Source organism: Krasilnikovia sp. MM14-A1004 (assembly GCF_047159485.1).
GTDB lineage: Bacteria > Actinomycetota > Actinomycetes > Mycobacteriales > Micromonosporaceae > Actinoplanes.
Window position 1 is genome coordinate 1,548,078 of sequence record NZ_AP038773.1, and the last position, 25,263, is coordinate 1,573,340.

Annotated in this window: 21 protein-coding genes; 8 read left to right on the top strand and 13 right to left on the bottom strand. The window is 70.0% G+C overall.

Annotated features, from left to right (window positions below):
• Together ACMCNN_RS07180 and ACMCNN_RS07185 are read right to left on the bottom strand one after the other, a co-directional pair.
• The gene (locus ACMCNN_RS07180; protein ID WP_412745382.1) at positions 1-465 is read right to left on the bottom strand and encodes an NUDIX hydrolase; all 465 of its coding nucleotides are present in this window, start codon (positions 463-465) and stop codon (positions 1-3) included.
• 90 nt (positions 466-555) lie between these two features.
• A complete protein-coding gene (locus ACMCNN_RS07185) occupies positions 556-1,680 on the bottom strand; it encodes an NAD(P)-binding domain-containing protein (protein ID WP_412745383.1) in 1,125 nt (374 codons plus the stop codon).
• Between the two features lie 788 nt (positions 1,681-2,468).
• Here ACMCNN_RS07185 and ACMCNN_RS07190 point away from each other — a divergent pair.
• The 5 genes from ACMCNN_RS07190 to ACMCNN_RS07210 all read left to right on the top strand — a co-directional run bounded on the left by ACMCNN_RS07190 (position 2,469) and on the right by ACMCNN_RS07210 (position 8,022).
• A complete protein-coding gene (locus ACMCNN_RS07190; protein WP_412745384.1) occupies positions 2,469-4,163 on the top strand; it encodes a transcriptional regulator in 1,695 nt (564 codons plus the stop codon).
• Between the two features lie 70 nt (positions 4,164-4,233).
• Positions 4,234-4,557 carry a hypothetical protein gene (locus ACMCNN_RS07195; RefSeq protein WP_412745385.1) on the top strand — a complete coding sequence of 108 codons (324 nt, stop codon included), beginning with the start codon at positions 4,234-4,236 and terminating at the stop codon, positions 4,555-4,557.
• A 48-nt stretch (positions 4,558-4,605) separates the two neighbouring features.
• Positions 4,606-5,343, top strand: coding sequence for a VOC family protein (locus tag ACMCNN_RS07200; RefSeq protein WP_412745386.1), 738 nt, complete (start codon positions 4,606-4,608; stop codon positions 5,341-5,343).
• Positions 5,344-5,604: 261 nt separating this feature from the next.
• Complete coding sequence (locus tag ACMCNN_RS07205; protein WP_412745387.1) at positions 5,605-6,744, top strand: aminopeptidase P family protein; 1,140 nt, start codon at positions 5,605-5,607, stop codon at positions 6,742-6,744.
• 84 nt (positions 6,745-6,828) lie between these two features.
• Complete coding sequence (locus tag ACMCNN_RS07210) at positions 6,829-8,022, top strand: acyltransferase family protein (protein WP_412747091.1); 1,194 nt, start codon at positions 6,829-6,831, stop codon at positions 8,020-8,022.
• Here ACMCNN_RS07210 and ACMCNN_RS07215 read toward each other — a convergent pair.
• Complete coding sequence (locus ACMCNN_RS07215; RefSeq protein ID WP_412745388.1) at positions 7,958-9,211, bottom strand: threonine/serine ThrE exporter family protein; 1,254 nt, start codon at positions 9,209-9,211, stop codon at positions 7,958-7,960. The two genes, ACMCNN_RS07210 and ACMCNN_RS07215, sit on opposite strands and share 65 nt — an antisense overlap.
• 208 nt (positions 9,212-9,419) lie before the next feature.
• Here ACMCNN_RS07215 and ACMCNN_RS07220 point away from each other — a divergent pair, with 208 nt between their 5' ends.
• Positions 9,420-9,908, top strand: coding sequence for a DUF1269 domain-containing protein (locus tag ACMCNN_RS07220; RefSeq protein ID WP_412745389.1), 489 nt, complete (start codon positions 9,420-9,422; stop codon positions 9,906-9,908).
• A 3-nt stretch (positions 9,909-9,911) separates the two neighbouring features.
• On the opposite strand, the gene ppk2 (ACMCNN_RS07225) is transcribed toward ACMCNN_RS07220, so the two are convergent.
• The 6 genes from ppk2 (ACMCNN_RS07225) to ACMCNN_RS07250 all read right to left on the bottom strand — a co-directional run bounded on the left by ppk2 (ACMCNN_RS07225) (position 9,912) and on the right by ACMCNN_RS07250 (position 17,065).
• Positions 9,912-10,784, bottom strand: coding sequence for a polyphosphate kinase 2 (gene ppk2 / locus ACMCNN_RS07225; RefSeq protein ID WP_412745390.1), 873 nt, complete (start codon positions 10,782-10,784; stop codon positions 9,912-9,914).
• A 16-nt stretch (positions 10,785-10,800) separates the two neighbouring features.
• Positions 10,801-13,617 carry a cation-translocating P-type ATPase gene (locus ACMCNN_RS07230; RefSeq protein ID WP_412745391.1) on the bottom strand — a complete coding sequence of 939 codons (2,817 nt, stop codon included), beginning with the start codon at positions 13,615-13,617 and terminating at the stop codon, positions 10,801-10,803.
• Positions 13,618-13,740: 123 nt separating this feature from the next.
• Positions 13,741-14,316, bottom strand: coding sequence for an HdeD family acid-resistance protein (locus ACMCNN_RS07235; protein ID WP_412745392.1), 576 nt, complete (start codon positions 14,314-14,316; stop codon positions 13,741-13,743).
• A 123-nt stretch (positions 14,317-14,439) separates the two neighbouring features.
• Positions 14,440-15,381: a YhjD/YihY/BrkB family envelope integrity protein gene (locus tag ACMCNN_RS07240; protein WP_412745393.1), complete on the bottom strand. Its 942-nt coding sequence runs from the start codon at positions 15,379-15,381 to the stop codon at positions 14,440-14,442.
• Positions 15,378-16,574: an AI-2E family transporter gene (locus ACMCNN_RS07245; RefSeq protein ID WP_412745394.1), complete on the bottom strand. Its 1,197-nt coding sequence runs from the start codon at positions 16,572-16,574 to the stop codon at positions 15,378-15,380. Before ACMCNN_RS07245 ends, ACMCNN_RS07240 begins: the two co-directional genes overlap by 4 nt.
• Before the next feature lie 41 nt (positions 16,575-16,615).
• On the bottom strand, positions 16,616-17,065 hold the full coding sequence (locus ACMCNN_RS07250) for a hypothetical protein (protein ID WP_412745395.1): 450 nt from the start codon (positions 17,063-17,065) through the stop codon (positions 16,616-16,618).
• Positions 17,066-17,307: 242 nt separating this feature from the next.
• Here ACMCNN_RS07250 and ACMCNN_RS07255 point away from each other — a divergent pair, with 242 nt between their 5' ends.
• Positions 17,308-18,582 carry a cation:proton antiporter gene (locus ACMCNN_RS07255; RefSeq protein WP_412745396.1) on the top strand — a complete coding sequence of 425 codons (1,275 nt, stop codon included), beginning with the start codon at positions 17,308-17,310 and terminating at the stop codon, positions 18,580-18,582.
• Entirely contained in the window at positions 18,579-20,567 is a 1,989-nt protein-coding gene (locus ACMCNN_RS07260; RefSeq protein ID WP_412745397.1) for a phage holin family protein, read from the top strand. Before ACMCNN_RS07255 ends, ACMCNN_RS07260 begins: the two co-directional genes overlap by 4 nt.
• On the opposite strand, the gene ACMCNN_RS07265 is transcribed toward ACMCNN_RS07260, so the two are convergent.
• From ACMCNN_RS07265 to ACMCNN_RS07280, 4 genes are all read right to left on the bottom strand, one after another.
• Positions 20,519-21,268: a potassium channel family protein gene (locus tag ACMCNN_RS07265; protein WP_412745398.1), complete on the bottom strand. Its 750-nt coding sequence runs from the start codon at positions 21,266-21,268 to the stop codon at positions 20,519-20,521. The two genes, ACMCNN_RS07260 and ACMCNN_RS07265, sit on opposite strands and share 49 nt — an antisense overlap.
• Before the next feature lie 18 nt (positions 21,269-21,286).
• Positions 21,287-21,565, bottom strand: a complete 279-nt coding sequence (locus ACMCNN_RS07270) for a hypothetical protein (protein WP_412745399.1) — start codon at positions 21,563-21,565, stop codon at positions 21,287-21,289.
• Positions 21,562-22,332 (bottom strand): polyphosphate kinase 2, encoded by a 771-nt coding sequence (gene ppk2, locus ACMCNN_RS07275; RefSeq protein ID WP_412745400.1) that lies wholly within the window; start codon positions 22,330-22,332, stop codon positions 21,562-21,564. The genes ACMCNN_RS07270 and ppk2 (ACMCNN_RS07275) overlap by 4 nt, the downstream gene beginning before the upstream one ends.
• Positions 22,333-22,422: 90 nt before the next feature.
• Positions 22,423-25,107 (bottom strand): LuxR C-terminal-related transcriptional regulator, encoded by a 2,685-nt coding sequence (locus ACMCNN_RS07280; protein WP_412745401.1) that lies wholly within the window; start codon positions 25,105-25,107, stop codon positions 22,423-22,425.
• Positions 25,108-25,263: the final 156 nt, after the last annotated feature.

The following is a 25,263-nucleotide window of genomic DNA, read 5'->3' on the forward strand; positions in this document are numbered from 1 at the left end:
TCAGGAAAAGTTGGTGAGCTTCTTCCTGAGCTCAACCGCTGGCATCGCGTCGGGATGAAGCCAGTCATAGCCGGAGACCTCCTCAGCCTGCAGCCTGACTGGCGAGCCTGCCGCTAGTTTGAAGGCGAAGCGGAAGTCGAAGTGCCAATGACTCTGCTCCTCTTTGTCCGTGTTCTCCGGAATTGCGTGGATGTCGATGTCCAGCGGCACGTCTCCGAACTCCTCCAGCGGGCGAAGGTCGGTCGTCACCAGCCCAGTCTCCTCTCGGGCTTCACGCAATGCCGCGTCGACCAGGGCAACGTCCTCGGGCTCCACATGTCCGCCGGGCAGGAGCCACTTTCCGAGTACGTTGTGACGAATGTGCAGGACACGCCGGTCCGCATCGAGGACTACGACGCCGCAGGTGACATGACCGGTGAACTCCTTGCGGGACGTGACCGCGGACCCTCCGGCGAGTGCGCTCATGAGTCGTTCCAACCGGTCCCGCTCGTCAGGAAACCGCACCAGGTATCGGCGTGTCGTCTCAGCGATGTGGCCTTGGCTGACTGCCATACGTCATCTCCTGTTGAAGTAGGTGAGCCATGTCTGTGCGATGAAACACCGATCAGCGTCGGGCACCTCGTAGTAGCCCGGCTCAGATGGTTGTGCTGCCAGATTCGCCACGGCAGCCAAAATTTCCGCTTGTACGAGAAAGATGAACGGGCCAACCGATGCGCCGTGCAGGAAGTTAACGGCATTGCCGTTGTTGAGGACGTAGAAGTAGTGCCCTGTGGTCGAGTATCGGGTGATGTGCTCGCCTACCGGGGACCGTCGATACAGACTGGCCAAACCACCGATCTCCAATTCATCCTCCGACGAGGTGACCGTGGCGATATGGGCGCCGTTGCGGAGATGGCTGAAGTCGTCGTGCCGCAGCGCGAGGTTCCCCGTGGCGCACATGACCACGCCAGCACCCGCAAGTGCGTCGCTGCGAGAGCGAGCGATGCGGAATCCCTGGGACATCGCCTGCGTCATCCGTACCGGGTCCTCGTCGTACACGGTTACCCGCACGCTCTTTGAGTGCAGCATCCGGGCGATACTGCTACCGAGCTTGCCGAAGCCGATGACACACGCCTCCCGTCCGTGCAAGATGTCCCCTCGCGAGCGCATCAGGGCCTCGGTGCTGAACACTACCGACTGTCCAACCAGGTAGTCCTCGGGCTGCTTGAGAGGGCTACGGGCCACCGAGAACACTGGGCACGGCGGTTTGCCAAGGACCTGGTATCGCCGAAACCCGTTCTCGGTATCCTCCACCACCCCAACGACCTGACCCGAAAAGCGGTCGCACATCGCGTGCAATGTCGGTGCGAAGTAGCCACCGACGTCAAGCAGCACCAGACGCCGCCCAGAGGCCCGCTCTTCGATGTACTCCACCGCCTCGTCGGGGTCGGCGAACCTGTTCCGGCTCAGCTCGTCCACCACTGACGTGCGCGATACCTCGGCCATCGCATCGCGATGAATACTCTTCGGCTTCGGTAGAACGGCTCGTACTTCCGCCAACCTGCCCACGGCCTGTACGAATGTCGGGCGGTCGGCGAGAAGGTGTGTCACCATCACGCTGCAAAGATCGTGCATGGGTGTGAACCGCTCGGTGATCCTGCCGAAATAGCTGTCCAAATGCGCACGTTCGAACGTCTCCACGCTGGCCTCCATGGCAAGTGTCAGCAACATCGAATGTCAAATTTCTGCTCAATATGGCCCGTTCGGCGGGGTGCGCATCCTGGTAGGACGGAAGGCGATCGGCAAGGATCACGGTGAGGGATGCGACGAGTGGTGCCTCCACCTGCCGTCGGCTCTGATGTACAGCTCGCGTTCAACGAAGCGGCCGTGACGCTGCCATTCGCCGTTTGCTACCCATGCATTGACGTGAAGCCAGAGCTCGGCGCAGAACATCACCTCGGTTATGACCTCAACCGAGTGCACGAGTATCGGTCCCACGCCGAACTTGTACGCCTCTTCAGCAACAAGGCACGTGTCGGTAGGCAGCGGTTGCACTCTGCCCGTCACAACGAAGCTCCGGGCTTGAGCGCCTCGATGAGGCGGCTCATGGTGTGCTCGTCGGTTGACCACGCCTCTCGTTGCCTTGCGACACGAGCCCGATCCACGGAACCGCCCTTGTGAATGAGGACGTTCGCGGGTGCGTGCGATCCTGGGTGCCGCCGCGGAAGCTCATGATCGGTCTGTTGCAACCTTGTCACCTCCAGTGTGTCCGGCCGCTTGGGTTCAGTGGAAGCGCGGGACGGCGAGACGGCAGACCCGCATCCACACGCTTGCCAGCGGGCGCGAGACGGGATCGCGCACTCAATGGGGGCCGGGGCCTTGACCCGGCACATGCCTACGCAGACGATGACGGAGCCGAGTCGCTGCACTCCACGTTCAGGCGGTTCAGGCATAGTTGTCATGCAACCCAGCAAGCTCGGAGCCGTCCCGTGATGGAACACGGAAGAAACACGGACCCCGATCAGCCTGGTCCGGAAGCTGCACGCCTGCGCACTGAACTGAAGCGGTTACGCCGGGCGGGACTTGCCGACCTGGCCATGCGCCCGTACCGCTACCCTGCGCTGAGTTCCCTGCTGGCAAGGGCCGGTGCGCCTGCGCCCCGTGATGTGCTGCGATGCCTTGAGTTCAACGCGGCGGCCCTTGGGGCTATCCTCCAACGTCTGCCGTCTGAGGCGATGCAACGTGCCGCCCGCATCCTATTCCACGTCGGAGCACCCGGCCGACTCCCGAGCCTGGACGACCGACGTCGGGCAGCCGACCGCGCGTACACCGGCAGGGCTTACGCGCGTGAGCCCGACACCATTCAGCGGTACCTTGAGCGTGACCTGCTTGATCCGCTAATCGTCGAGGCCCTCCAAGCCTTCAAGGGCCTTCCAACCGACCTGCGGCCGGCGAGGGTAGGTGGCCCAGGGGGACGCACCGAGGCGCCGGAGGACGAGTTTGATCGCGCAATCAACAGCCTTGAGCAACGCGACCTTGACGGGGCCATCGTTGCCCTCGACGCTTGGATCACTCAGACTGACCGTGACCACGGGCAAGCAAGTTCGCCAGCAAGCACGGTTGCGGCACCGACACAGGGCAAACTTGATCGCATGAACCGGCGGGCTTTGCTTCGTAGCCTCGGCGCTGTCGGGACGCTGGCCCTTGTCCGACGCCCGACCGATCACGTTGGCCTGCTGGACATGCCCGAGTGGACAACTGCCCGCAACGGACCGCCGTTTGACGGCTCTGCGCTGGTCGACCTCGCCAGCATCAACACCAGGCTATGGCAGGCCTTCGCGGCCAGCGACTGCAAGGGTGACATATTCCCTTTGGTGAGGCATCAACTCGACGCGCTGATGGACGGGCTTCACAACAGCAGGGGAGGGGCTGCCCACGTTCGTCTCTGCGAGCTCCTCAGCGAGATCCTGCAACTCGCCGGGGAGGTGTTCTTCGACTTGGTGCGGTACGTCGATGCCGCGCACTGCTATACAGTTGCGGCGAGCATCAGCAAAGAGGCGAATGCACATGACCTATGGTCCTGTGCCGTAACCCGCCACGCCTTCATCGGCGTGTATGAGTGCCGCTTCACCGACGCCATTCCGATGCTTGAACTCTCGGCGCATGTGGCCAGGCGCGGAGACAGTCAGTTGTCTACTCGCCGCTGGGTTGACGCCGTAGCGGCGCAGGCGTTCGCTGGCATGAGGAATGCAGTGTCCTGTCAAAACGCGATGGACTCCTCGGCGGCCGTTCGGAGCATGACCGGAGAAATTCACAATGGCGGGTGGCTGCGGTTTGACGGGTCACGGCTCCACGAGGAGCGCGGCTCATGCTACCTGCAACTTGGTCGGGCCGACGAGGCCGAGCCCGTCCTGCTGTCAGCGCTAGACCTCAATCTATCGGCGAGGCGGCGAGGCAACGTGCTTACCGATCTAGCGATGGTTGGGGTTCAGAGGCGAGACGCGGAGCAGCTCACCTTCTTCGGGCGTAAGGCGCTCGATATCGCTCAACAGACTCGCTCAGGCGTTGTCGGTCGCAAGCTGTGGCTATTGCAACGGAAGCTCAATCTCATGCTGAGCGATCCCGGGGTTCGCCAGCTTAACGACGACATCTCGGCACTCCGCTCGATGACCACCGCCGCATGACTCGGAAGGGACTCCTTTGTCGAACTCTTTAGATGCTGGCCGAATCTTTCGACAGGCATGGATCGACGGTGTGAACAAGCACTATCCGGGAGAGCCGAAGGCTTCGTACGTCACACCGTGGGATGACACGCCGGATTGGGAACGAAGCAGCGCCTGCGCCGTCTTCGGGCAAGTTCGTGACCTCATCATGTTCAGCGACGGAAGTACTCGAAGACTGAGCCGGGTGCAGCGTGGCCGGTTCGTGGCCCTGTGCTGGATCACTCAGATCTACAAGCATTTTCCCGACCCGAAGCCCGCGTACGTCGCGGACTGGGACGACCTGCCGGACTGGCAGCGGGAAACCGATGCCGACATCTTCGATCGAATCGAGGAGTCGGTGCTCAACGCCAGCTAGATTCTCGACGGCTCATCCCGATGTGCCGCTGTCGCTAGCATCGTCGGCATGGCGACCCGGCTTGTTCAAATCAACATGAAGGCACACGACGACGTCGCGCTGGGCCACTTCTGGGCACAGGCGCTCGGGTGGGCAGTCTCCAGCGAGGGGCCCGGCGTGACCAACCTCGAACCCGAGGGCTTCATCTACCCCGACCCCGTCGCCGTCTGCATCGACCTCGTCGCCTCCCCGGAACCCAAGACGGTGAAGAACCGCGTGCACGTCGACCTCGCCACCACCTCGGCGGCTCATCAAGCGGAGCTGGTCGCGCGCCTGCAGGATCTCGGCGCCACGCTCGCCGACGTGGGCCAGGGCGACGTTCCGTGGACGGTCATGGCCGACACGGAGGGCAACGAGTTCTGCGTACTGGACTGGCACGACCCGATCCGGGACACCGGACCGATCGCCACGGTCGTGGTCGACTGCGCGGATCCGCGAACCATGGCCCGCTTCTGGAACAGCGCCATGGACTGGACCCTGCACAAGGTGACCGACCACAACGCGGTACTGCGCTCCGCCACGGGCGTCGGCCCATATCTGCAGTTCCTCCGCACACCCGACGCGAAGATCGGGTGGAACCGCGTCCACCTAGACATCCGCCCATACCCGGGTGACGACATGGAGGCCGAAGCGGCCAGACTGCGGGCTCTCGGCGCCACCGCCATCGACCTCGGCGCCAGCGATGTCCCGTGGACCGTCCTCGCCGACCCGGAAGGAAGCGAGTTCTGCCTCCTCGCTCCAGGCTGACTCTCCCCAAACCGTGCTCGATTGCACGAACGGCCCACCTTGCAAATCCACGGCCGAGCCGAGACGCGGACTATTCCGATTCAATGCGGCTCGCCGCGGGTGTTGCGCGGGCAGCATTTCACCGGATCTCCCGCATCGAGAACGGGACTCAACTGCCGTCCGAGCCGTGAACCCACGAAATACGCCGGAGCGGGGAAGTAGATTCGGGGCGACATCGACGTCCGAAAGTCGCGCGGCGCGGCAATGATCATCGGAGGCGGCATGAGCGTGCCCACCACCCCGAAGCCCGCTCCGTTCACGGTGGACGACTACGCCGCCCGGATGACGCGCGCAGCGAACGCCGCCGGCGAGGCCGGCCTGGCGGGAGTGCTCGTGGCCCTCGGGCCCGACCTGGCCTGGCTGACCGGCTACCAGCCCACCGCGGTCACGGAACGCCTCACGCTGCTCGTACTGACACCCGACGGCCCGCCCACCCTGATCGTCCCGGCGCTGGAACGCCCCGACGCACAGGCCGCCGCCGGGGCGGGCGCGCTGACGCTCCGGGACTGGACCGACGGCAGCGACCCGTACCAGGTGGCGGGGTCGTTGCTGCACCCCGACGGCCGGTACGGCATCTCCGACTCCACCTGGGCGATGCACCTGCTCGGGTTGCAGAGGACTCGGCCGGGTACGGCGTACCTGTCGTTGACGGACTGCCTGCCGATGCTGCGGGCGGTCAAGGACGCCGACGAGCTGGACCGGCTGGCCGCGGCGGGCGCCGCCGCCGACGCCGCGTACGGGGAGATCCTGAAGGTCCGTTTCGCCGGGCGCCGCGAGACCGATGTCGCGGCCGACCTGGCGGGGTTGTTGCGCCGCTTCGGCCACGAGCAGGTGGACTTCACGGTGGTCGGTTCCGGGCCCAACGGCGCCAACCCGCACCACGAGGCGGGGGAACGGGTGATCGGGGCGGGCGACGCGGTGGTGCTCGACTTCGGCGGCCTGCTGGCCGGGTACGGCTCCGACACCACGCGCACCGTGACCGTGGGGGAGCCGGACGACCCCGAGGTCGGGCAGGTGCACGGCATCGTGCGGGAGGCGCAGCAGGCCGCGTTCGAGGCGGTGCGTCCGGGGGTGCCGTGTCAGGAGATCGACCGGGTGGCCCGCCGGGTGATCACCGACGCCGGGTACGGCGAGTTCTTCATCCACCGCACCGGCCACGGGATCGGCGTCACCACCCACGAGCCGCCGTACATGGTCGAGGGGGAGCTGACGCCGCTCGTACCGGGGATGTGCTTCTCCATCGAGCCGGGGATCTACCTGCCGGGGCGCTTCGGCGTACGGATCGAGGACATCGTGACCGTGACCGCCGACGGCGGTCGGCGGCTCAACAACACCAGCCACGACCTGGGTCTGGTCGGCTGATTGCAGAGCAGCGGTTGAACCGACCGCCCTCCGGCGCGCGTATCCAGGAGGCTGACGGCGAGCGCGTGCCCGGAGGAGGACACCATCGCGACGAACCTCCGCACCGACGCCGTCGCGCCCGCCCGGGCCGAGGCTCGGCGCGTCGCCGGGCTCGACGGGCTCCGCGGCCTCGCGGCGCTGTACGTGGTGCTGTTCCACTGCTGGCTGCTGACCTTCCCCGGTTTCCCTGCCAACTCCGGTCCCGCCTGGCTCGGCTGGCTGATGTACGGCCGTCTCGCTGTCGTGTTCTTCCTGGCGCTGTCCGGGTTCTCGCTGGCGCTGCCCGCCGCTGCGGCCGGCTGGCGGCTGAGCAGCCTGACCCGGTTCGCGCGGCGCCGCGCCTGGCGCATCCTGCCCCCGTACTGGGCGGCGTTGGCGATCAGCCTGGTGATCGCCGTGACTGTCGTTCCGGCGTCGCATTTCGGGCCCCCGACCGGCCGTACCGTCGTCGTCTACGGCCTGATGCTGCAGGACCTCCTCGTCGCGCCGACCCCGAACGGTTCGTTCTGGTCGATCGCCGTCGAGGCGGAGCTGTACGTCATCTTCCCGCTCCTGGTGCTCCTGCACCGCCGCCTGGGCGCGGTCGGTGTCCTGGCGCTGGGCGTGGTCCCCGTCGTCACGGTCGGGCTGTGGGCCGGCACGCCAGTGGAGGGGTTGAATCACCTCGCCCTGAATCTGGCCCCGGTCTTCGTCGCGGGCATGGTCGCCGCCGGGGTGGTGACCGCCGGGGAACAGGTGCGGCGCATTCCGTGGCACTGGCTGAGCCTGCTGGCCGGCGTACCCGTGCTCGCCCTCATCGTGCTGCGCGGGTCGGTCTGGACCGTGAACCATTTCTTCTGGGTCGACCTGGCCGTCGCGCCGTCGATGGTGCTGTTCACGATGGCGGTGGCCGTCGGCCGGCCACCGATCCTGCGGCGCCTGCTCGACAGCGCGCCGGTACGGACGCTCGGCTCCGTCTCCTACAGCCTCTACCTCATCAACATGCCCATCGTCATGGTGGTCAGCCGGAAGGTCGCGGCGCCCTACGCGGGCAGCGGCATGCGGGCGTTCCTGGTGACGCTTCTCCTCGCCGCGCCGCTGTCGGTGCTGTCCGCCTGGCTGTTCGCGAAGGCGTTCGAGTTGCCGTTCCAGCGCTACCGCTCCTGGCGCGAACTCGTCACCGGAGTGCGGTGGCTCAGCCGGCGCCGAGACGGCGGTACATCGGGTAGCCGCACAGCACCCCCAGCGCGATCGCCATGATCGTGCCGGTGGCGCCGATCAGGTCCGGTGTGGCCGCGGCGGCACCGCTGTTCAGGACCTCGGTGACTCCGATGAGGCTGACCCCGCCGGGCACCAGCAGCCAGAAGGCCGGCAGGAACGACACCAGGGCGGGCGGGCCCGACGGCCGCCGTTCCACCACGTACGCCACCATGGTCATCAGCAGCGCGCCGGTGAAGCCGCTCATGTAGCCCGAGAAGACCTGCTCGCCCAGGTAGCGGCCGACCCATGCGGCGTACAGGACCAGGCACAGCCAGCCCAGCGAGCGCCGCGGCGCGGACCGGTACAGGTAGTTGCCGACCCCGACCAGGAACACCCCGAGCCAGGGCGCCCAGGCGCCGAGCCGGTACTCGCTGGTGACGACCACGACGTCCGGCCGGGGCAGGCCCACCACCTGGACCGCGCCGAGCAGGCCGAAGGCCAGCAGCACCAGTTGCAGCGTGCCGGCCACGAGCCGGCTCGCCCCGGTGACGAGCTGGGCCGCGGAGATGTCGACGACCCCCATGGTGAGCACCGCGCCCGGCAGGAAGGTCACCAGCGGGGCGATCATCGCGCGGGCCTCCGCGTCGGCCCAGCCCGAGTCGGCCGCGATCAGGGTGAGCGCGGCGACGACGAACGACGCGATCACCGGCATGAGGATCTGCGCGCTCGTCCAGCGCCCGGCGAACACCTTGAGGGCGCCGACAAGCGCGCCGAACGCCCCGGCCAGCACCAGGTCGCTCACGGTCGGGCGCAGCACTGTGCAGATGCCCGCGGTCAGGGTCAAATGCCCGAGGATCGTCACCGTACGGCCGAAGCGCGGCGGCATGGCCAGGATCTCCCAGATCCGCCGCGCCCCGTCGGCCGGCACCACCGCACCGTGCTCGGCGGCCTTGAGTACGTCGTACAGCGCCGCTGTCTGGTTCAGGCGCAGCGTTCCGCGCAGTACAGGGGTCGGCTCCAGGGTGGCGGGCTGCCCCGGCTCCAGCGCGATCACCAGGTACGTCGGCAGCACGCTGACCCGCAGCCGGGGTGCGCCGTACGCGGCGGCGACCCGGCGCAGCCGGTCCTCGATCCGGTTGACGGCCTCGCCCGCCGCGGTGAGCCCGCTGCCCAGGTAGAGCAGGAACTCCAGCAGTTCGGGTGCGTCCGGAGCCTGGTCGCTGCCGGACGTGTCGTCCGGGGGGATCACGAGACCGGCACCTGGCTTCCCTCCGCGCTCCCGGACCTTCGCACCGACGTACCGACAGGATGGGCCGGGGTGCGGAGTCAGTGGATCATCCCGGCCGGACGAGATTGCCGGTGAGCTGCGAAATAGCCCGGCAGGGATGAGGGAGTGCGGGCCGTGGACCGGACACCATGGCCGGTACCACCCGTTCCCCTCATGCCGGGAGTAGACGATGACGGCCTTCACTGTGTGGAAGTTCGACGATCCGGACGGCGCCGACCGGGCGGTCCGGTTGCTGCGCGACGCCGAGGCGGATGGGCTGGTCAAGATCGATGACCACGCGGTCATCCGGTGGCCCGCCGGGCAGGCGCAGCCGGACACCAAGCACGGCCACGAGGAGACCTGGAAGGGCGCCGGCTGGGGCGCGGTGCTGGGGCTGCTGATCGGAACGCTGTTCTTCATCCCGGTGATGGGTGGCCTGGCGGGCGCCGCGCTGGGCGCGCTCGCTAAGGCCACCCAGGACGCCGGGATCACCAAGGAACAGTTGGAGAAGATCCGCAACGAGGTGACAGAGGGGACCTCGGCCCTGTTCCTGGTGACCGAGCAGGGCGACCTCGACCGCCTCGGTGAGCGCATGCGTGGCTGGCACAGCACGCTGATCGCCACGAACCTCACCGACGGCGAACGCGAGATCCTGCTGCAGGTGTTCGGCGGCGCGTGAGCGTCAGTACGGCGTAGGGATGTGCCGGACCAGCAGGTCCGGTTCCGTGTAGCCGTCCGGCTTCTGCCGCTTCGGGAGGATCACCTCGTGATGCGGCAGCGGCCGGTACGGCACGTTCGCCAGCAGGTGCGAGATGATGTTCAGCCGCCCGCGCTTCTTGTCGTCGGTGTACGCCACGAACCACGGCGCCCACGTGGTGTCCGTGGCCTCGAACATCTCGTCGCGGGCCCGCGAGTAGTCGTACCACCGGCTGTAGGACATCAGGTCCAGGTCGGACAGCTTCCACACCTTGCGCGCGTCGTTGATCCGGCTCTCCAGGCGCCGGGTCTGCTCGTGTGGGCTGACCTCCAGCCAGTACTTGAGCAGGATGACGCCCGAGTCGACGATGGCCCGTTCCACCTCGGGGGTGGCCTGCAGGAACTGCTGGGCCTGCCGTTCGGTGCAGAAGCCCATGACCCGTTCCACCCCGGCGCGGTTGTACCAGCTGCGGTCGAAGATGACCACGTCGCCCGCGCCCGGCAGGTGCGGCACGTAGCGCTGCAGGAACATCTGCGAGCGTTCCCGCTCGGTGGGCGCGGGCAGCGCGACGACCCGGAAGACCCGCGGGCTCACCCGTTCCGTGATCGCCTTGATCGTGCCGCCCTTGCCGGCGGTGTCGCGGCCCTCGAAGATCACACACACCTTCGCGCCGGTGTCCTTCACCCACTCCTGCAGGGCGACCAGTTCGCCGTGCAGGCGGCGCAGCTGGCGCTGGTACTCCTTCTCCTTCATCCGGGGCCGCTTGGCGTCCGGCTCGTCGGGGCGGGGTGGGGCGCCGTCGCGGTCGGCCAGCAACAGATTGCCGTCCAGTTCCTTGTCGTGCTTGTGCTTCGCCATGGCGTCCTCCCCTGAGTCAGGCCGAAGCCCTGTCGGCCGGCTTCCTGCCGGTCCGTGCCCGCAGCGGCGTGACGGCCCGCACCGGGTCGATCGCGGGCTGAGGCGCCCGGTTGCGGCGGATCCACTTGCCGGTCTCCGCGACCACCGGCAGGACCAGCGCGAGGCCGATGCAGGCCAGCCACTGCGGGCCGGTGAGCCGCTGGGTCATCAGGCTGCTGCGCAGGAAGTCGGCCGTGGTGGCCAGCACGACCAGGACCACGGTGATCAGGCCGACGCCGAGGGCCTTGAGGATCGGCGGCAGCAGACCGCTGGCCGGGTCGCGGCGGTTGACCAGCGCGTTGCCCACCGTGCCCAGACCCATCACCACGAAGGTCATGGTCAGCGAGGCGCTCGGCGCGTCGGTGCGCGGGTCGTCGGGGCCCGCGATCAGGGGTACGAGCGCGGCCGCGAACAGCACCGCGGCGTACAGCAGCCAGAACGAGACGGCCGTCCGGTTGATGATCGGCAGGTTGGGGTCGCGGGGTGGCCGTCGCATCACCTCGGGATCGCCCGGGTCGGCGGCGATGACGATGACACCGATCGCGGTGGCGAAGAAGAACAGGTACAGGATCATCGACGGGGTCATGGCGACGCCCTGGTTGATGTCGAACGCGGTGGCCGCCACGAACAGCATCACCAGCGACAGCAGCTGGGTCATCTGGTACCTGATGTACGCGACGATCTTCTCGTACACCCGGCGGCCGATCTCGATCGCGCGCACCAGCGTGCCGAAGTTGTCATCCGTGAGGATCATCCGGGCGGCCTGCTTGGTCACCTCGCTGCCGCTGCCCATCGCGACCCCGATGTCGGCCTGCTTGAGCGCCGCGGCGTCGTTGACCGCGTCACCGGTCATCGCCACGATCATGCCCTGCTCCTGCATGATCCGGGCCAGGCGCAGCTTGTCCTCCGGCGACACCCGGCCGAACACGTGCAGCTCGGGCAGGCGGCGAGCCACGTCCTCGTCGGACAGTGCCCGCAACTCCCTGCCGCTGATCGCACCCGGGCCCAGCCCGAGGTTCGCGCCGATGGCCTGCGCGGTCACCGCATGGTCGCCGGTGATCATCCGTACGTCGATGCCGGCGCGCAGCGCGGTGTGCACCGCCTCGGTGGCCTCCGCCCGCAGCGGGTCGATGATCCCGACCATGCCCACGAAGGCCAGGTCGCGGGTCAGGGACATGGGTGCCTCGGCCATTGCCCGGCTCTCGCCCGGCTCCACGATCCGGGCCGCGAACGCCAGCACCCGCAGGCCCTTCTCGCCCATCCGCCGGTTCGCGGCGTCGATGTCCGCCCGGACCTGCTCGATCGGCACCTGATCGTCGCTCAGCGGCCGGCCCGCGGTCGCGCAGCGGGCCAGGACCACGTCCGGGGCGCCCTTGACCAGCTCGATCACGCGGTTGCCGCCGCCCGCCGTGGTGTCCCGGTGGAACGTGGCCATGAACTTGTACTCGGAGTCGAACGGCACCTCCGCCAGGCGCGGGTAGGCGCGCCGGGTCTCCTCGGCGTCCACCCCGAGCTTCGCGGCCAGCACCACCAGCGCGGCCTCGGTCGGGTCGCCGATCACGGCGCCGTCGTCGCTGACCGTCGCGTCGCTGGCCAGCACCAGACCCAGCGCGAGGCGGGTGAAGTCGGGCACCGCGGCGCCCGCGGCCGAGCGCAGCGCGCCGACCTTGCGGTAGCCCTCGCCCTCGACGGTGAACCAGGCGCCGTCGATGAACAGCTTCGACACCATCATCTCGTTCATCGTCAGGGTGCCGGTCTTGTCGGAGTTGATGGCGCTGGTCGCGCCGAGCGTCTCCACGTCGGTGAGGTTCTTGACCACGGCCTTCGCGTCGGCGAGGCTCCGCGCCCCGTACGCCAGCAAGCCGGAGACGAACGCGGGCAGGCCGGTGGGGATCGCCGAGATGGCCATCGCGGTGCCCAGCAGCAGCACGTCGTCGAAGGCCATGCCGCGCAGCAGGCCGACCACGACGATGAACGCGACCGCGGTCCAGGCGATGATCCCCAGCACCTTGGTCAGCGAGTCCAGCTCCCGCTGCAACGGCGAACGCGTCCGCTTGACCTGGGTCAGCATCGTCGCGATCTGCCCCATCTCGGTGAGCATCCCGGTCGCGGTGACCACCATGGTGGCCGTGCCGCGGGTGACCGAGGTGTTCTGGTACAGCATGTCGGATCGGTCGCCGATGGCGACGTCCCCGGCGGGCAGCGCACCGGGGTCCTTCGCGACCGGGGCGCTCTCCCCGGTCAGCGCGGCCTCCTGCACCTCCAGGGTGGCCGAGCGCAGGATGCGCCCGTCGGCGGGGACGAGGTCACCGGCTTCCAGGCGCACGATGTCGCCCGGCACCAGCTCCGCGGCGGGCCGGGCGAGCAACTCACCCTCGCGGACCACCCGCGCCTCCGGCACCTGCATCTTCGCCAGGGCGTCCACACTGGCGCGGGCCTTGAGCTCCTGCCGGGAGCCGAGGACGACGTTGAGCGCGATGAGCAGCGCCACGATGATCGAGGTGGATACCTCGCCGATCGCCACGCTGACCACGACCACCGCCACCAGCATGAGGTTCATCGGGTCGCGGAACTGTTGCAGCGCCACCCGCCACGCCGACGGCGGTTTCTCGCGGGCGATCCGGTTCGGGCCGTACCGGACCAGCCGCTGTGCCGCGTCGGAACGGGTCAGGCCGCGCTCGGCGTTGCTGTCGAACGCGGCGACCACGGCGTCCGCCGGGCGGGCGTACCACGGCGGGGGAGGGGCGGCGGCGCCGGACCGTGTCTGCTCGATGGTGCTCGTTCCGTCGCTCATCGCACGCCCCCTGGAATGCGGGCAGGCGGTTCCCACCCGGTCTTCCGCCCACGCTCGCGGGTCCGGGCCGCGCCCCCCTCACCCGTGCGGGATGGTTTTGCCCCTGACCGGCAGAAGCTCCGGCTATGCCGTCCGGGCCGCGCGCATCCCGGAGATCGCGGTGATCACCTGGGCGATGCCGACGAAGACCAGGATGGTGGCGCCGACGAAGACGAATGTGGCCAGGCCGATCTTCGGCCAGACCAGGACGGCGATCGCGCCCAGCACCATGATCAGCCCCGAGGTGATCCGCCAGCCCCGGCCGCCCTCGGCGGAACGCCCGATGGCCATGAAGATCTGGACCAGGCCGTCCAGCAGCCACCCGATCGCGACGATCACCAGCAGCAGGGCCAGCGAGGCGGTGATGTTGCGCAGGCACAGGATGCCGACGAGCGCGGTCAGCACGCCGAACGTGATGCCCAGGACCCGGAACAGCACCGGGTAACCCGGCACGAACAGCAGCATGACGGCGTGGATGGACCCGGTCAGCAGCAGGTTGAGGCCGAACAGCAGGCCGATCACCCGGACCGTGGCGTCGGGCCAGGCGAAGGCCGCCACGCCGATCAGAAGGGCGAACACCCCGATGGTCAGGCGCAGCCAGTCCCGGCTCTCCGGAATGGCCGGGTAGCCCAGCACGGCAGAGTCTTGATGGGTGGTCATCGTCGTCTCCCCTTGGTTCGGTGGCCGTCCGGGGGCCGGCGGCCGGTGCGGGGCAGCTGCCCTGGCGGCGATGCTGCTCCGCGTACGCGGCCCGGTCATCACCCCCGCCGCATGAAAGCCCGCTCAACGCCCGTCGGTCGCGGGCGGGCGTTCGCCCCGGACCAGGCGCCCGAGCGCGCCCTCGTCCTGCGCCACCACTTGACCGAGGATCGCCGTCAGGAGCAGGCAGAAGGACACCACGTAGAGCCAGCCGATGTAGGTGAAGGCGACGCCGATGGTGCCGTAGCGGTCGGCGCTGCTGTGCAGGGCGATGGGCAGGAACACCCGGCCGGCCGGGCGCAGGAACAGCATCGCCAGCCCGAAGACCACGCCGCCGGCGGCCAGCAGGCGCGGCGGTACCGCGTTGCCGAGCACCAGCCAGGGCATCACGACGGCCGCCGCGCAGTCCGCCGCGAACAGCAGGAACACCAGGGACAGGTCGGGCAGCGGCAGGTCGTGGGTGAGCCAGCCCAGCAGCCGCGTACCCACCATGTAGGCGGCCAGGGTCAGCACAGTCGCGAACCACCGCCACGACGCGCGGGGGCCGGACGGCGCCTGCCGCACCTCCCACACCGCGGCGTACGCGCGGGCCATCGCCCGGGCCAGACCCGTCGAGCTGACCAGCACGAGGAGGCTGCCCACCACGCCGAACGCGCCGAGACCGCCGTCGCGTATCGCGGTGACGAACAGGCTGCGGGCGACCTCGGGCAGACCCGCCCGCTCCACCATCTTGTTGCTCTCGCCGGGCCCGACCAGGGCACCCAGCAGGATCAGCACCGGGATGATCGACGTGAACGCCTGAGCGGCCAGGGTCATCGACCGGTCGAAGATCTGCACCCGGACCAGCCCGGCCGTGGTCCGTGCCAGCATCCGGCTGACCCACTGGCGGGCGAGCCAGGCCAGGGGTCGCTGCAGCCGCCGGGGCAGGCCCTGCAGCACCCGCGCGACCCGGGCCTCCCAGTCAGTGTCCGGACCGGGTGCGGGCGGCGGTCCGGGGAGGTTCGGTACGCGCGGCACGGCGGTCATCCGGGGCGTGCCACGGTGGTGCGCCGGAGCCGCTTGCGGCCGTTGCTCCCGGCGGTCACCTCGGCCGATCCGTCACTGGAGATCAGGGTGTTCATCCACCGTGTCCCCGGATCGATGTCCACCAGCAGGCCCTTGGCCAGCAGGCTCAGCGGAATCGCCAGCAGCGCGCCGAGCGGCCCGAGCACCCAGGTCCAGAAGATCAGCGACAGGAAGGACATCGTGGCGGACAACCCGACGGCGTCACCCACGATCTTTGGCTGGATCACCGACTGGATCACGAAGTTCACCAGGCAGTACAGGACGATGACCATGGTCATCAGCCGGGGGCCGCCCTCCAGCAGACCCAGCAGGGCGGGCGGTATCAGGCCGATGACGAAGCCGACGTTCGGGATGTAGTTCGTGATGAACGACAGCAGCCCCCACAGCACCGGTAGCGGGATGCCCAGCGCCCACAGCACGCCCGTGTCGATGACCGCGACGATCAGTCCGAAGACGGTCGACACCAGCAGGTAGCGCCGGGTCCCCTGAGCGAACGAGCGCAGCGCCCCGACCACCTCGGGGCGCTCGCGCGCGGCCGTGCCGAGCCGCGCCGGGAAGTGCACCGCGTCCAGGCAGAGGAACAACAGCACGGCCAGCAGGAAGATCCCGTCGGACAGCACACTCACGACGCCGCCCAGGACGGCCTGCACCACGTCCGTGATGCTGCTGGGCTGGATCAGCCCGGCGACGTCCTGCACGTGCTGGGTGTCGACGCCCAGATCACTGAGGCTCTGCGCGGTGTCCGCCCGGAGCTGGTCGAACTTGTCCTGGTAGTGCGGCAGCAGGTCGACCAGCCGGGCCACCGACAGCACCAGGGCGCCGCCCAGGCCGAGCAGGACCAGGTACACCGTCGCGACCAGCGCCAGCCCGGCGGACCAGGCGGGCGCACCGTGCCGGCGCAGCCACGTGCTGAGCGGGCTGGCGGTGACGGTCAGCATCAGGGCCAGGAACACGGGGGCGACGAGGCCCGCCACCTGCTGCATGCCGGCCACGGTGACCACCGTGCCGGCCAGCCCGAGCAGCACGATGACCCCGCGAGGCAGGGCGTACTCGCCACCGTTCGCGTCCCCGGACAGCTGTCCGGGGACGATCCCGTTGACGCGTCCCCGCAGCCGTACGACGGCGGGACGGTAGCGCCCTGGCCTCCGGGTCACCGGTGCACCCCCTCATCGAGCCCGGCCGGGCCGGGGTGCGGTCAGCTGTTCTTCAGTTCGCGGCCATGCACCGCCAGGGCGTAGATCACGAGCACGTCCACCGCGATGACGATGGAGCTCCACACCGGGTACGCGGGCAGGAACGCGAGATTCGCCAGGGCGCTGACCACGGCGATCACGATGCCCGTCACGCGGGCCCACATCTGGCCCATGAGCACACCGAGACCGGCCGCGATGGCGACCAGGCCGATGACCAGGTGGGTCCAGCCCCAGGCCGTGTAGTCCATGGTCAAGACCAGGCCGTTGCGGGTCACCAGGTAGTACTCGTCCCGGAAGATGGCGACCAGGCCCTCCATGACCTGGAAGCCGCCCAGCATCAGCATCATGATGCCGGCGAACAGGACGAAACCCACCCACGCCGTGGGTTCGCGACCCGCCCCCGCGTACGGCGCGTTGGCGGTATAGGTCGGTCTCTGCTGAGTCTCCGACATGGTGTCACCTTTCCTCGGTTGCTTCTCCGCGTCCCGGCGCACGGGCCGGACGTCTGGTCTGACGCCGGGGGACCGGTTCCCATGCTGGCCACCCGTACGCATCCCGCGCGCCATCCGCCGCGAGTGAGAACATCACCCGCCTGCCCCGGTGTCCCCGCTCGTCACGGAGGCGACGGCAGGCGGATTGTGTGCTCATTCGCGCAGGACGATCCGTCCGCGGCCGCCACCCGGTGCCATGAGGTGTGACCACGGGCGCCCTCGCGTTGACCATGGCCGTCCTGTTCGCCTGGGGTGCGTTCTCGGCGCGGCTGGAACGGGCCAACCTGACCGCCCCCATGGCCTTCGTGGGCGTCGGCGTGGTGCTCGCGAACCTGGTCTCCCTGGGCGGCCAGGCGGAGACCGAGGTCGTCACGGCGCTCACCGAGGCGACGCTGACCTGGGTGCTGTTCTCCGACGCCGCCCGGGTCGGGCTGCGCGAGCTGCGCGGCGACGCCGGGGTCTACGGGCGGCTGCTGGGTGTGGCGCTGCCGCTGACCGTGGCGGCCGGCGCCCTGTGCGCCTGGTGGCTGCTCGGCGCCCCCGGATTCTGGGTGGCGCTGTTCGTCGGTGCCGCGCTGGCACCCACCGACGCGGCCCTCGGCGCGGTCGTCATCAGCCACCCCGCGGTCCCGGCCCGCATCCGGCGGATCCTCAACGTGGAGAGCGGCCTGAACGACGGGATCGTCACCCCGATCGTCGTGGTGGCGCTGGCGGGCGCCGCCGCCACCGAACACGGCGCCGGGCCGTTCTCGGCGCTGTCCGCGGCGCTGCAGCTCGCGGGCGGGGCGCTCATCGGCGCCGGGGTGGGCGGTGGCGGCGGCTGGCTGCTGCGCCGGACCGCCCGGCGTGGCTGGACGGGGGAGAACATGGCAGGCCCGGCCGTGCTGGCGCTGGCGCTGCTGGCGTACGCGGGTTCGGTGGCCGCGCACGGCAACGGCTTCGTCGCCGCGTTCGTCGCCGGGCTGGCGTTCGGGCGGGTCGCCGGGCGTGGCGGGCCGCGGGAGGTCTTCTACGTGGAGCAGACCGCGGGCCTGGTCTCGCTGCTGGTGTGGATGCTGTTCGGGGCGATCGGGGTGCCGCTGCTGGCCGATCACGCCGACTGGCGGATCGTGCTGTACGCGGTGCTCAGCCTCACCGTGATCCGGATGGGCCCGGTGGCGCTGAGCCTGCTCGGCACGCAGTTCGGACCCCGTACTGTCGCGTTCATCGGGTGGTTCGGCCCGCGCGGGCTGGCCTCGGTGGTCTTCGCCCTGCTGGCGGTCGAGGAACTCGGCGAGGACGCCGCCCCGGCGGTCGCGGTCGTCGTCGCGACGGTCCTGCTGAGCGTGCTGGCGCACGGCGCCACCGCGGGCCCGCTGGCCGCCCGGTACGGCAGCCGGGAACCGGCCCCCGAGGCGCCGGGACCGCAGATCATCGCACCCGCCGCCCGCCTGGCGACCGCGCCCGCGGACCCGTCGACCGAGCGGAGCACCCCGTGACACCGCCGATGCGCCTGTCCACCCTGGTCGCTGTCGTACTGCTGGGCTGGGCGGCACTGGGGGTGACCATCGGACTGCTGCCGGGAATCTCGGCCGGCTCCGCCTGGGCGGTCCTGCTGGCCGCGATCGTCCTCGCGGCGCTGGGTGCCGCGCTGCGGCCGGTCGCCGCGGCACTGCTCACCCGTATCGGCTGGGTGGCCCTGTTCCTGGGCTGGCTGCTGACCCAGGCGGTGCTCTTCTACCTGGCCCTGTCGGTCACCCCGGGCCTGCACGTCGCCGGGTTCTGGCCCGCCTTCTGGGCGTCGTGGATGTACGCCGCGCTGGTCAGCGGCGGCCTGTGGGTGGTGACCGCCGGCCAGCCGGGCATGGTGACCCGCCATCTGCTGCGGGTGAACCGCCGCCACCGCCGGGACGCCACCCCCAGCGACGTGCCCGGCGTCGTGATGATCCAGATCGACGGGCTGTCCGCACCGTTGACCCGGATGGCGATGTCCACGGGCGCCCTGCCGACCCTGAACCGGTGGTTGCGCACCGGCAGCCACACCCTCGCCGAATGGCACGCCGAACTGCCCGCCACCACCCCGGCCAGCCAGGCCGGGCTGCTGCACGGCGCCAGCGCGCAGGTGCCCGCGTTCCGGTGGTACGAGAAGGAATCCGGCCGCCTCGTGGTGACCAACCATCCACGCGACAGTGCGCTGGTCGAGTCCCGCCTCACCGACGGGCGCGGCCTGCTGGCCGACGGCGGGGTCAGCGTCAGCAACGTCTTCTCCGGCGACGCCCCGATCAGCCTGCTCACCATGAGTACGGTGCGCGCCCCGCGGGCGTCCGGCCGTGCGGGGCGCTTCCTCGGCGCGTACCTGGTCGATCCGTTCGGTCTCACCCGGTCGCTGTTCCTCACCATGGGGGAGATCGTCAAGGAGCTGTACCAGGCGCGCCGGCAGCGGCTGCGGCGGGTGGAGCCGCGCATCCCGCGCACCGCCTCGTACGTGCTGCTGCGCGGGCTGACCAATGTGCTGCTGCGGCACCTGAACCTGTCGCTGATCGCGGAGCATATGATGCGCGGGGCGCCGTCGATCTACTGCGACTTCGTCGACTACGACGAGATCGCGCACCACGCCGGACCCGCCCGGCCGGAGGCGCTGGCCTCGCTGGAGGGCATCGACAGCGTGCTGGCCACACTGGAGGAGCTGGCCCCGGCCGCGCCGCGCCCGTACCACCTGGTGGTGCTCTCCGACCACGGGCAGAGTCAGGGCGCGACGTTCCTGCAGCGCTACGGCGTCGCGCTGGAGGATCTCGTCCGGGAACTCAGCGCGGCGCCCAGCGTCGTGGTGGCGCCCGAGGACGAGCAGGCCGGGCGGGCCCGTACGCTGCGGGCCGGTCTGCTGCCCAAGCTGGACGGTACGGACGGCGCGGAGACCCCGGCCGCGGACGGACGCCCGGAGCTGGTGGTCGCCGCCTCCGGCAACCTGGCCATGGTCTATCTGGCCCGGCATCCCGGCCGGATGACGCTGGAGGAGATCGAAGAACTGCATCCTGCGCTGCTGGCCGGGCTGATCGCGCATCCGGGCATCGGCTGGGTGATGGTCCGCTCGCGCGAGCGGGGTCCCGTGGTGCTGGGCCGCGCGGGGAAGCGGATCCTGGCCGACGACCGGGTGGAGGGCGACGATCCGCTGGCCGGGTGCGGTCCGCGGGCCGCCGACGACCTGCGCCGCCACGACACCCTGGGGAACGTCGGCGACCTGCTGATCAACAGTGTCGTCGACCCGGAGACGCTGGAGGTCGCGGCGTTCGAGGAACTGATCGGCTGCCACGGCGGCCTCGGCGGCTGGCAGAACCAGCCGGTCCTGATCCACCCCGCGGACTGGCCCGTGGAGCACGAGCTGATCGGCGCCGACGCGGTGCACCGGCAACTGGTGCGGTGGCTGGAACTGCTCGGTCAGCGTTCGGCGGCTCGGCCGGGAGAGCCGGGATCCGCCGCCGCCTGATCCGCGTCGTCACCGGGCTGATCGTTGCGGTGCCAGCCACGCGGGCGCCAGTTCTCTACCACCTTCGCCAGCGCGGTCACCAGGAACAGCTGGCCGATCAGCGCCTCCAGCACCGCGATGCTCTGCGCCGGATTGCCCGCGGGCACCTGGTTGCCGTACCCCGTGGTGGTCATCGTGACGAAACTGAAGAACAGGGCCTGCGACATGGTCGGGTCGCCGTTCTCACCGAACAGCGGGCCGGGCTGCAGCGCGCCCAGGCATGCGTACGCGAAGCCGAACGCCATGCCGATCAACAGGTACGCGGCCAGCGCGCCGAACATGGTCTGCTGGTCGACGCCGCGGCGGAAGCCGATGTCGAGCACGATCGAGATCGGCGCGACCAGATAGAGGACGCTGGAGGCCAGGAACGTCAGGCCGTACAGCGTCTCGACGTCGGCGAACAGCCCGGCCACGGCCAGGACGATGGCTAGGACGAACACCACCGTGGCGGCGATCCGCAGGCCCGGCCGTGCCCGCGACACCCGCAGCGCCTGCCACACCGTCCCGGTCTGCACGAACAGCACCACCGCCACGATCCACGGCCGGTCGGCCTGCAGGGCCAGCACGTACGTGACCACGATCAGCAGCAGCACGAACCCGTATCCGCGGCGCGGGGTCCGCAGCGGCAGCCGGGCCGCGGCCCGCTCGGGTGCCGTCGCCATCGTCGGTTCCGGCGCGGGTCAGCGGGTCAGATCCCGGAGCGGGTCGCCGCCCTCCTCGGGCGGCAGCCGGCGCACCTCGATGAGGCGCAGCCCCAGGCCGTGGATGCGGGAGATCAGCCCGACGACGGCGGACTGGTCGGGAAGTGACCCGTGCAGCACGGTCTCCGGCGGCTCCACGCTCACGGTCAGGTCCTGCAACTCCTTGAGCAGTTCCGCCGGGATAACCCCGGACACCCTGACCTGATATGTCGCCTCGGGCATGGCCTTCCCTCCGTCGCCGTACGCGAAATCCGTCATCCCGTGAATCTGCCGCTGCGCCTGCGCTCGGCCCGCATCAACGCGATCTCCTCGCTGCCCGGCACGACGATGTCCGGATCGAGGGCGAAGTCCAGGTCCGGGTCGCGTTCCTTGTAGTCGACCGCGTTGAGCAGCACCTTGATCGTGTTCAGCCGCGCCCGTTGCTTGTCGTTGGCGCGCACGATGACCCACGGGGCCGTCCGCGTGTCGGTGCGCACCAGCATCTCGTACTTGCGGTTGGTGAAGTCGTCCCAGCGGTCCTGGGCCTGCAGGTCGATCTCGCTGAGCTTCCACCGGCGCAGCGGGTCGGTGCGGCGCCGTTCGAAGCGGCGGGCCTGCTCCTCGCGGGTCACGCTGAAGTACAGCTTCACCAGGACGGTGCCCTGGCGTACGAGGTCCTTCTCGAAGCCGGTCACCCCACGCAGGAAGTCCGAGTACTCCTTCGGCGTGCAGAAGCCGAAGACCCGCTCGACCATCGCGCGGTTGTACCAGCTGCGGTCGAACAGCACGATCTCCCCGCCGGCCGGGAACTGCGCCACGTACCGCTGGAAATACCACTGCGAACGCTGTTCCTGTGTCGGGCGGCCCAGCGCGACGACCCGGTAGTGCTTCTCGTTCATGTACCGGGTGACCCGCCGGATCGCGCCGCCCTTGCCCGCCGCGTCGCGCCCCTCGAACAGCACGATCATGCGCAGGCTCTGGTCCTCCAGGTGACGCTGCAACTTCAGCAGCTCGATCTGCCAGGACCGCAGGTTGCGCTCGGACATCCTCGTTCCTCCTCCGACCTGCTCGACTTCAGCGTGCGTGACGAGCAGGTCGGGCACGTCATCCCCGGCGGGTGACGGGCGGGCGGAGGTTCAGATGAGGCCCAGCGCGCGGGCGCGGCGGACCGCTTCGTTGCGCCGGGATGCGGACAACTTGCGCAGGATGCTGCGGACGTGGGTCTTCACGGTGTTGACAGAGACGTACAGGGTGGCGGCGATCTCCTCGGTGGGCAGCATGCCCGCCATGCCCTGCAGCACCTCCATCTCGCGCCGGCTCAGCGGTTCGACGATGACCAGGGTGTCCGGGTCGGGTTCGGCGGTGCGTTGCGCCCCGGGCTGGGTGCCCAGCAACGCCCGGTACTGCTCCGCCAGGCCGTCGTCGTCGCGCAGTACCCGCCGCAGCTGGGACCAGACCAGCTGGACGGCGCGGCGCTGGGACTCGGGTGCGGCCAGCCGCAGCGCGTGCCGCAGCGCCGTACGCGCGCCGTCGCCGTCACCGGCCTGCGCGGCCAGGGTCGCCACGACGAGCCAGGCTTCCACCGCGACCGGCGGGGCGAGCCCGGCGGTGCCGGCCACCGGCTGGATCGCCTCGCGGGCCTGTTGCGCCTCACCCGTTGCGGTCAGCGCCGCGGCCTGCACCACGACGACGTCCGGCGAGTACGGCTCGGCGAACCCGCCCACCGTCGCCAGCGCCTGGTCGGGGTGACCCGTGGCGATCATCAGCCGGGCCCGGGACAGGGTGATCTCCCGGGCCAGCCACTCCGGCGACCGGGTGCCCTCGTGCGCCGCGGCGGCGTCGTCGAGCAGGAGCACCGCACCGCGCAGCTCCCCGCGCGCCTGCAACCGGCGCGACTTGACCAGCGCGTGGGCGCCCGCGGTCAGGCCGCCGTGGCGGGCGCGCCGCTTCGGGTCGGCGATGCGCAGGTGCCGTCCGGCGGCGTCCACGTCGTAGCGCTCCATGGCCACCCAGGCCAGCGCGAGGTGCCCGTCGGCGGGGCGCCGGGCGGGCTCCAGGCCGCACCGGTCGGCGAGATCGATGGCCTCGTTCGCCAGCTTCTCCGCATGACCGAGCCGCCCCCGGTACGCCTCGATCAGCGCCAGGTGCTGCAGGCACTCCACCCGCGGGTACTCGCATCCGGCGACCGCACCGGCCACCGCCTCGGTCAGCGTCACCGCGGCGGCGTCGATGGCACCCCGCCCGCTCTGCGCGAAGCCCTTGGCGGCCAGCAGCAGCACCCGCAGCTCGGGGTGCCGGGCCAGGTCCTCGCGGGGCGCCTGGGCCAGCGCGTGTTCCGCGGCGGCGCTGAGCTGCAACACCTGCGCGTGGTCGCCGTTCGCGGCGGCCAGCAGCACGCCGAGCAGCAGGTCGGCCAGGGCCAGCGCCTGGCTGTACTCCCAGCCGCGGCGCATCACCAGCTCCTGCGCCCGGCTCAGCTGGTGGGCACAGCGTTCTGCGGATCCGTCGGACAGCGCCAGCGCGGCGGACACGATCGCCACCTCGGCGTCCTCGGAGTCCTCCGGCAGGTGCCGCAGCAGGGTCCCGAGCCGCCCGGTACGGCCGTCGAGCACGAGCCGGCCGATCGCGTGGTGGTCGACGATCACAGTGCCGGCGCCCGCCCAGTCCCCGGCCCGGACCGCGTGGCTGACCGCCTCGGCGGTCTGTCCCTGGGCCGCGAACCAGGCCGCGGCGCGGCGGTGCAACTGCGGGGTGCGCTCCGGGGCCTCGTACATCAGCTGGGCGCGCAGCAGCTCCGCGAACAGCCGGTGGAACCGGTACGCCGCCGAGTATTCGGCCGCGGGCTGGACGAACGCGTTGCGCCGGGCCAGCTCCACGAGCAGCCGCAGGGCGTCGGTGCGCCCGGTGACCGCCTCGGCCAGCTCCGGCGTGAACGTGTCCAGAATGCTGGTCTCCAGCAGGAACGCCCGTACGTGCGGGGGTTGCACGCGGAGCACCTCGTCCACGAAGTACTCGGCGATGGTGGCCTCGTTACCGGTGATCGTGTCGACCAGCCGGTCCGCGTCGCGCCGGTCCTGCAGCGCGATGGCGAACAGCCGCAACCCGGCCGCCCACCCCTCTGTGTGTTCCAGCAGCGACGACAACCCGGCCGGGCTGAGGTCGACGCCGTGCAGGGTGAGCAGTTCGCCGGCCTCCTCCGCCGTGAACGCCAGATCCTCGCTGCGTACCTCGGCGAGCCGGCCGTCGAGCCGGTACCGGTGCAACGGCAGGGGCGGGTCCCAGCGGCCGACCAGCACGAGACGCAGCAGCGGGCTGGTGTGCCGCAGCACGAACTCCAGGTCGGTGGCCCACTGCTCGCCGGTCAGCGCGGAGACTCCGTCGAGGACGAGCAGTACGGGTATCTGCTGCTCGGACAGCTCGGCGGACAGGCGTACCAGGAAGGAGCGGTCCACCCCCGAGCTGGAGGTGACCGGAGTGAGGGCGGGAGAGATCGGCACTCCGGCGCGGCGCAGCGCCTCCACGATGTAGGTCCAGAACCCGCAGGTCTGGTCGTCGTCGTCCTCCAGCGTCACCCAGGCGACCGCGGTGCCCTCGGCGCCGCCGTTCACCCAGGACGCGACGAGCTGGGTCTTGCCACTACCCGCCGGGCCGACGACGAGCCGGACCGGGACGTCCGCCCGGTTCGACAACAGGTCGCGCAGGCGCTCCCGCGCCACCATGAACCGGGGGCGTTCGGGGATCTCGAATTTTGATCGGAGCAGTGGATCTTCCGCGGTGGCTGGATCGGTCACCGGCATGGAAACGGCGAGATCAGCGCGCACGGGCCCTCCCTCCGCTGTCGAAGATGACCGGACTCCATGCTATCTTCGCCGGTTGATCGAGGAGCCACATCGTTCGGATCGGGTAATCCCACGCTTGCGGAGAGTGGTGCTCGTCCCCGGCGGATGGTGTGCCGCGGCCCCCGTGGGTGTTCTGTC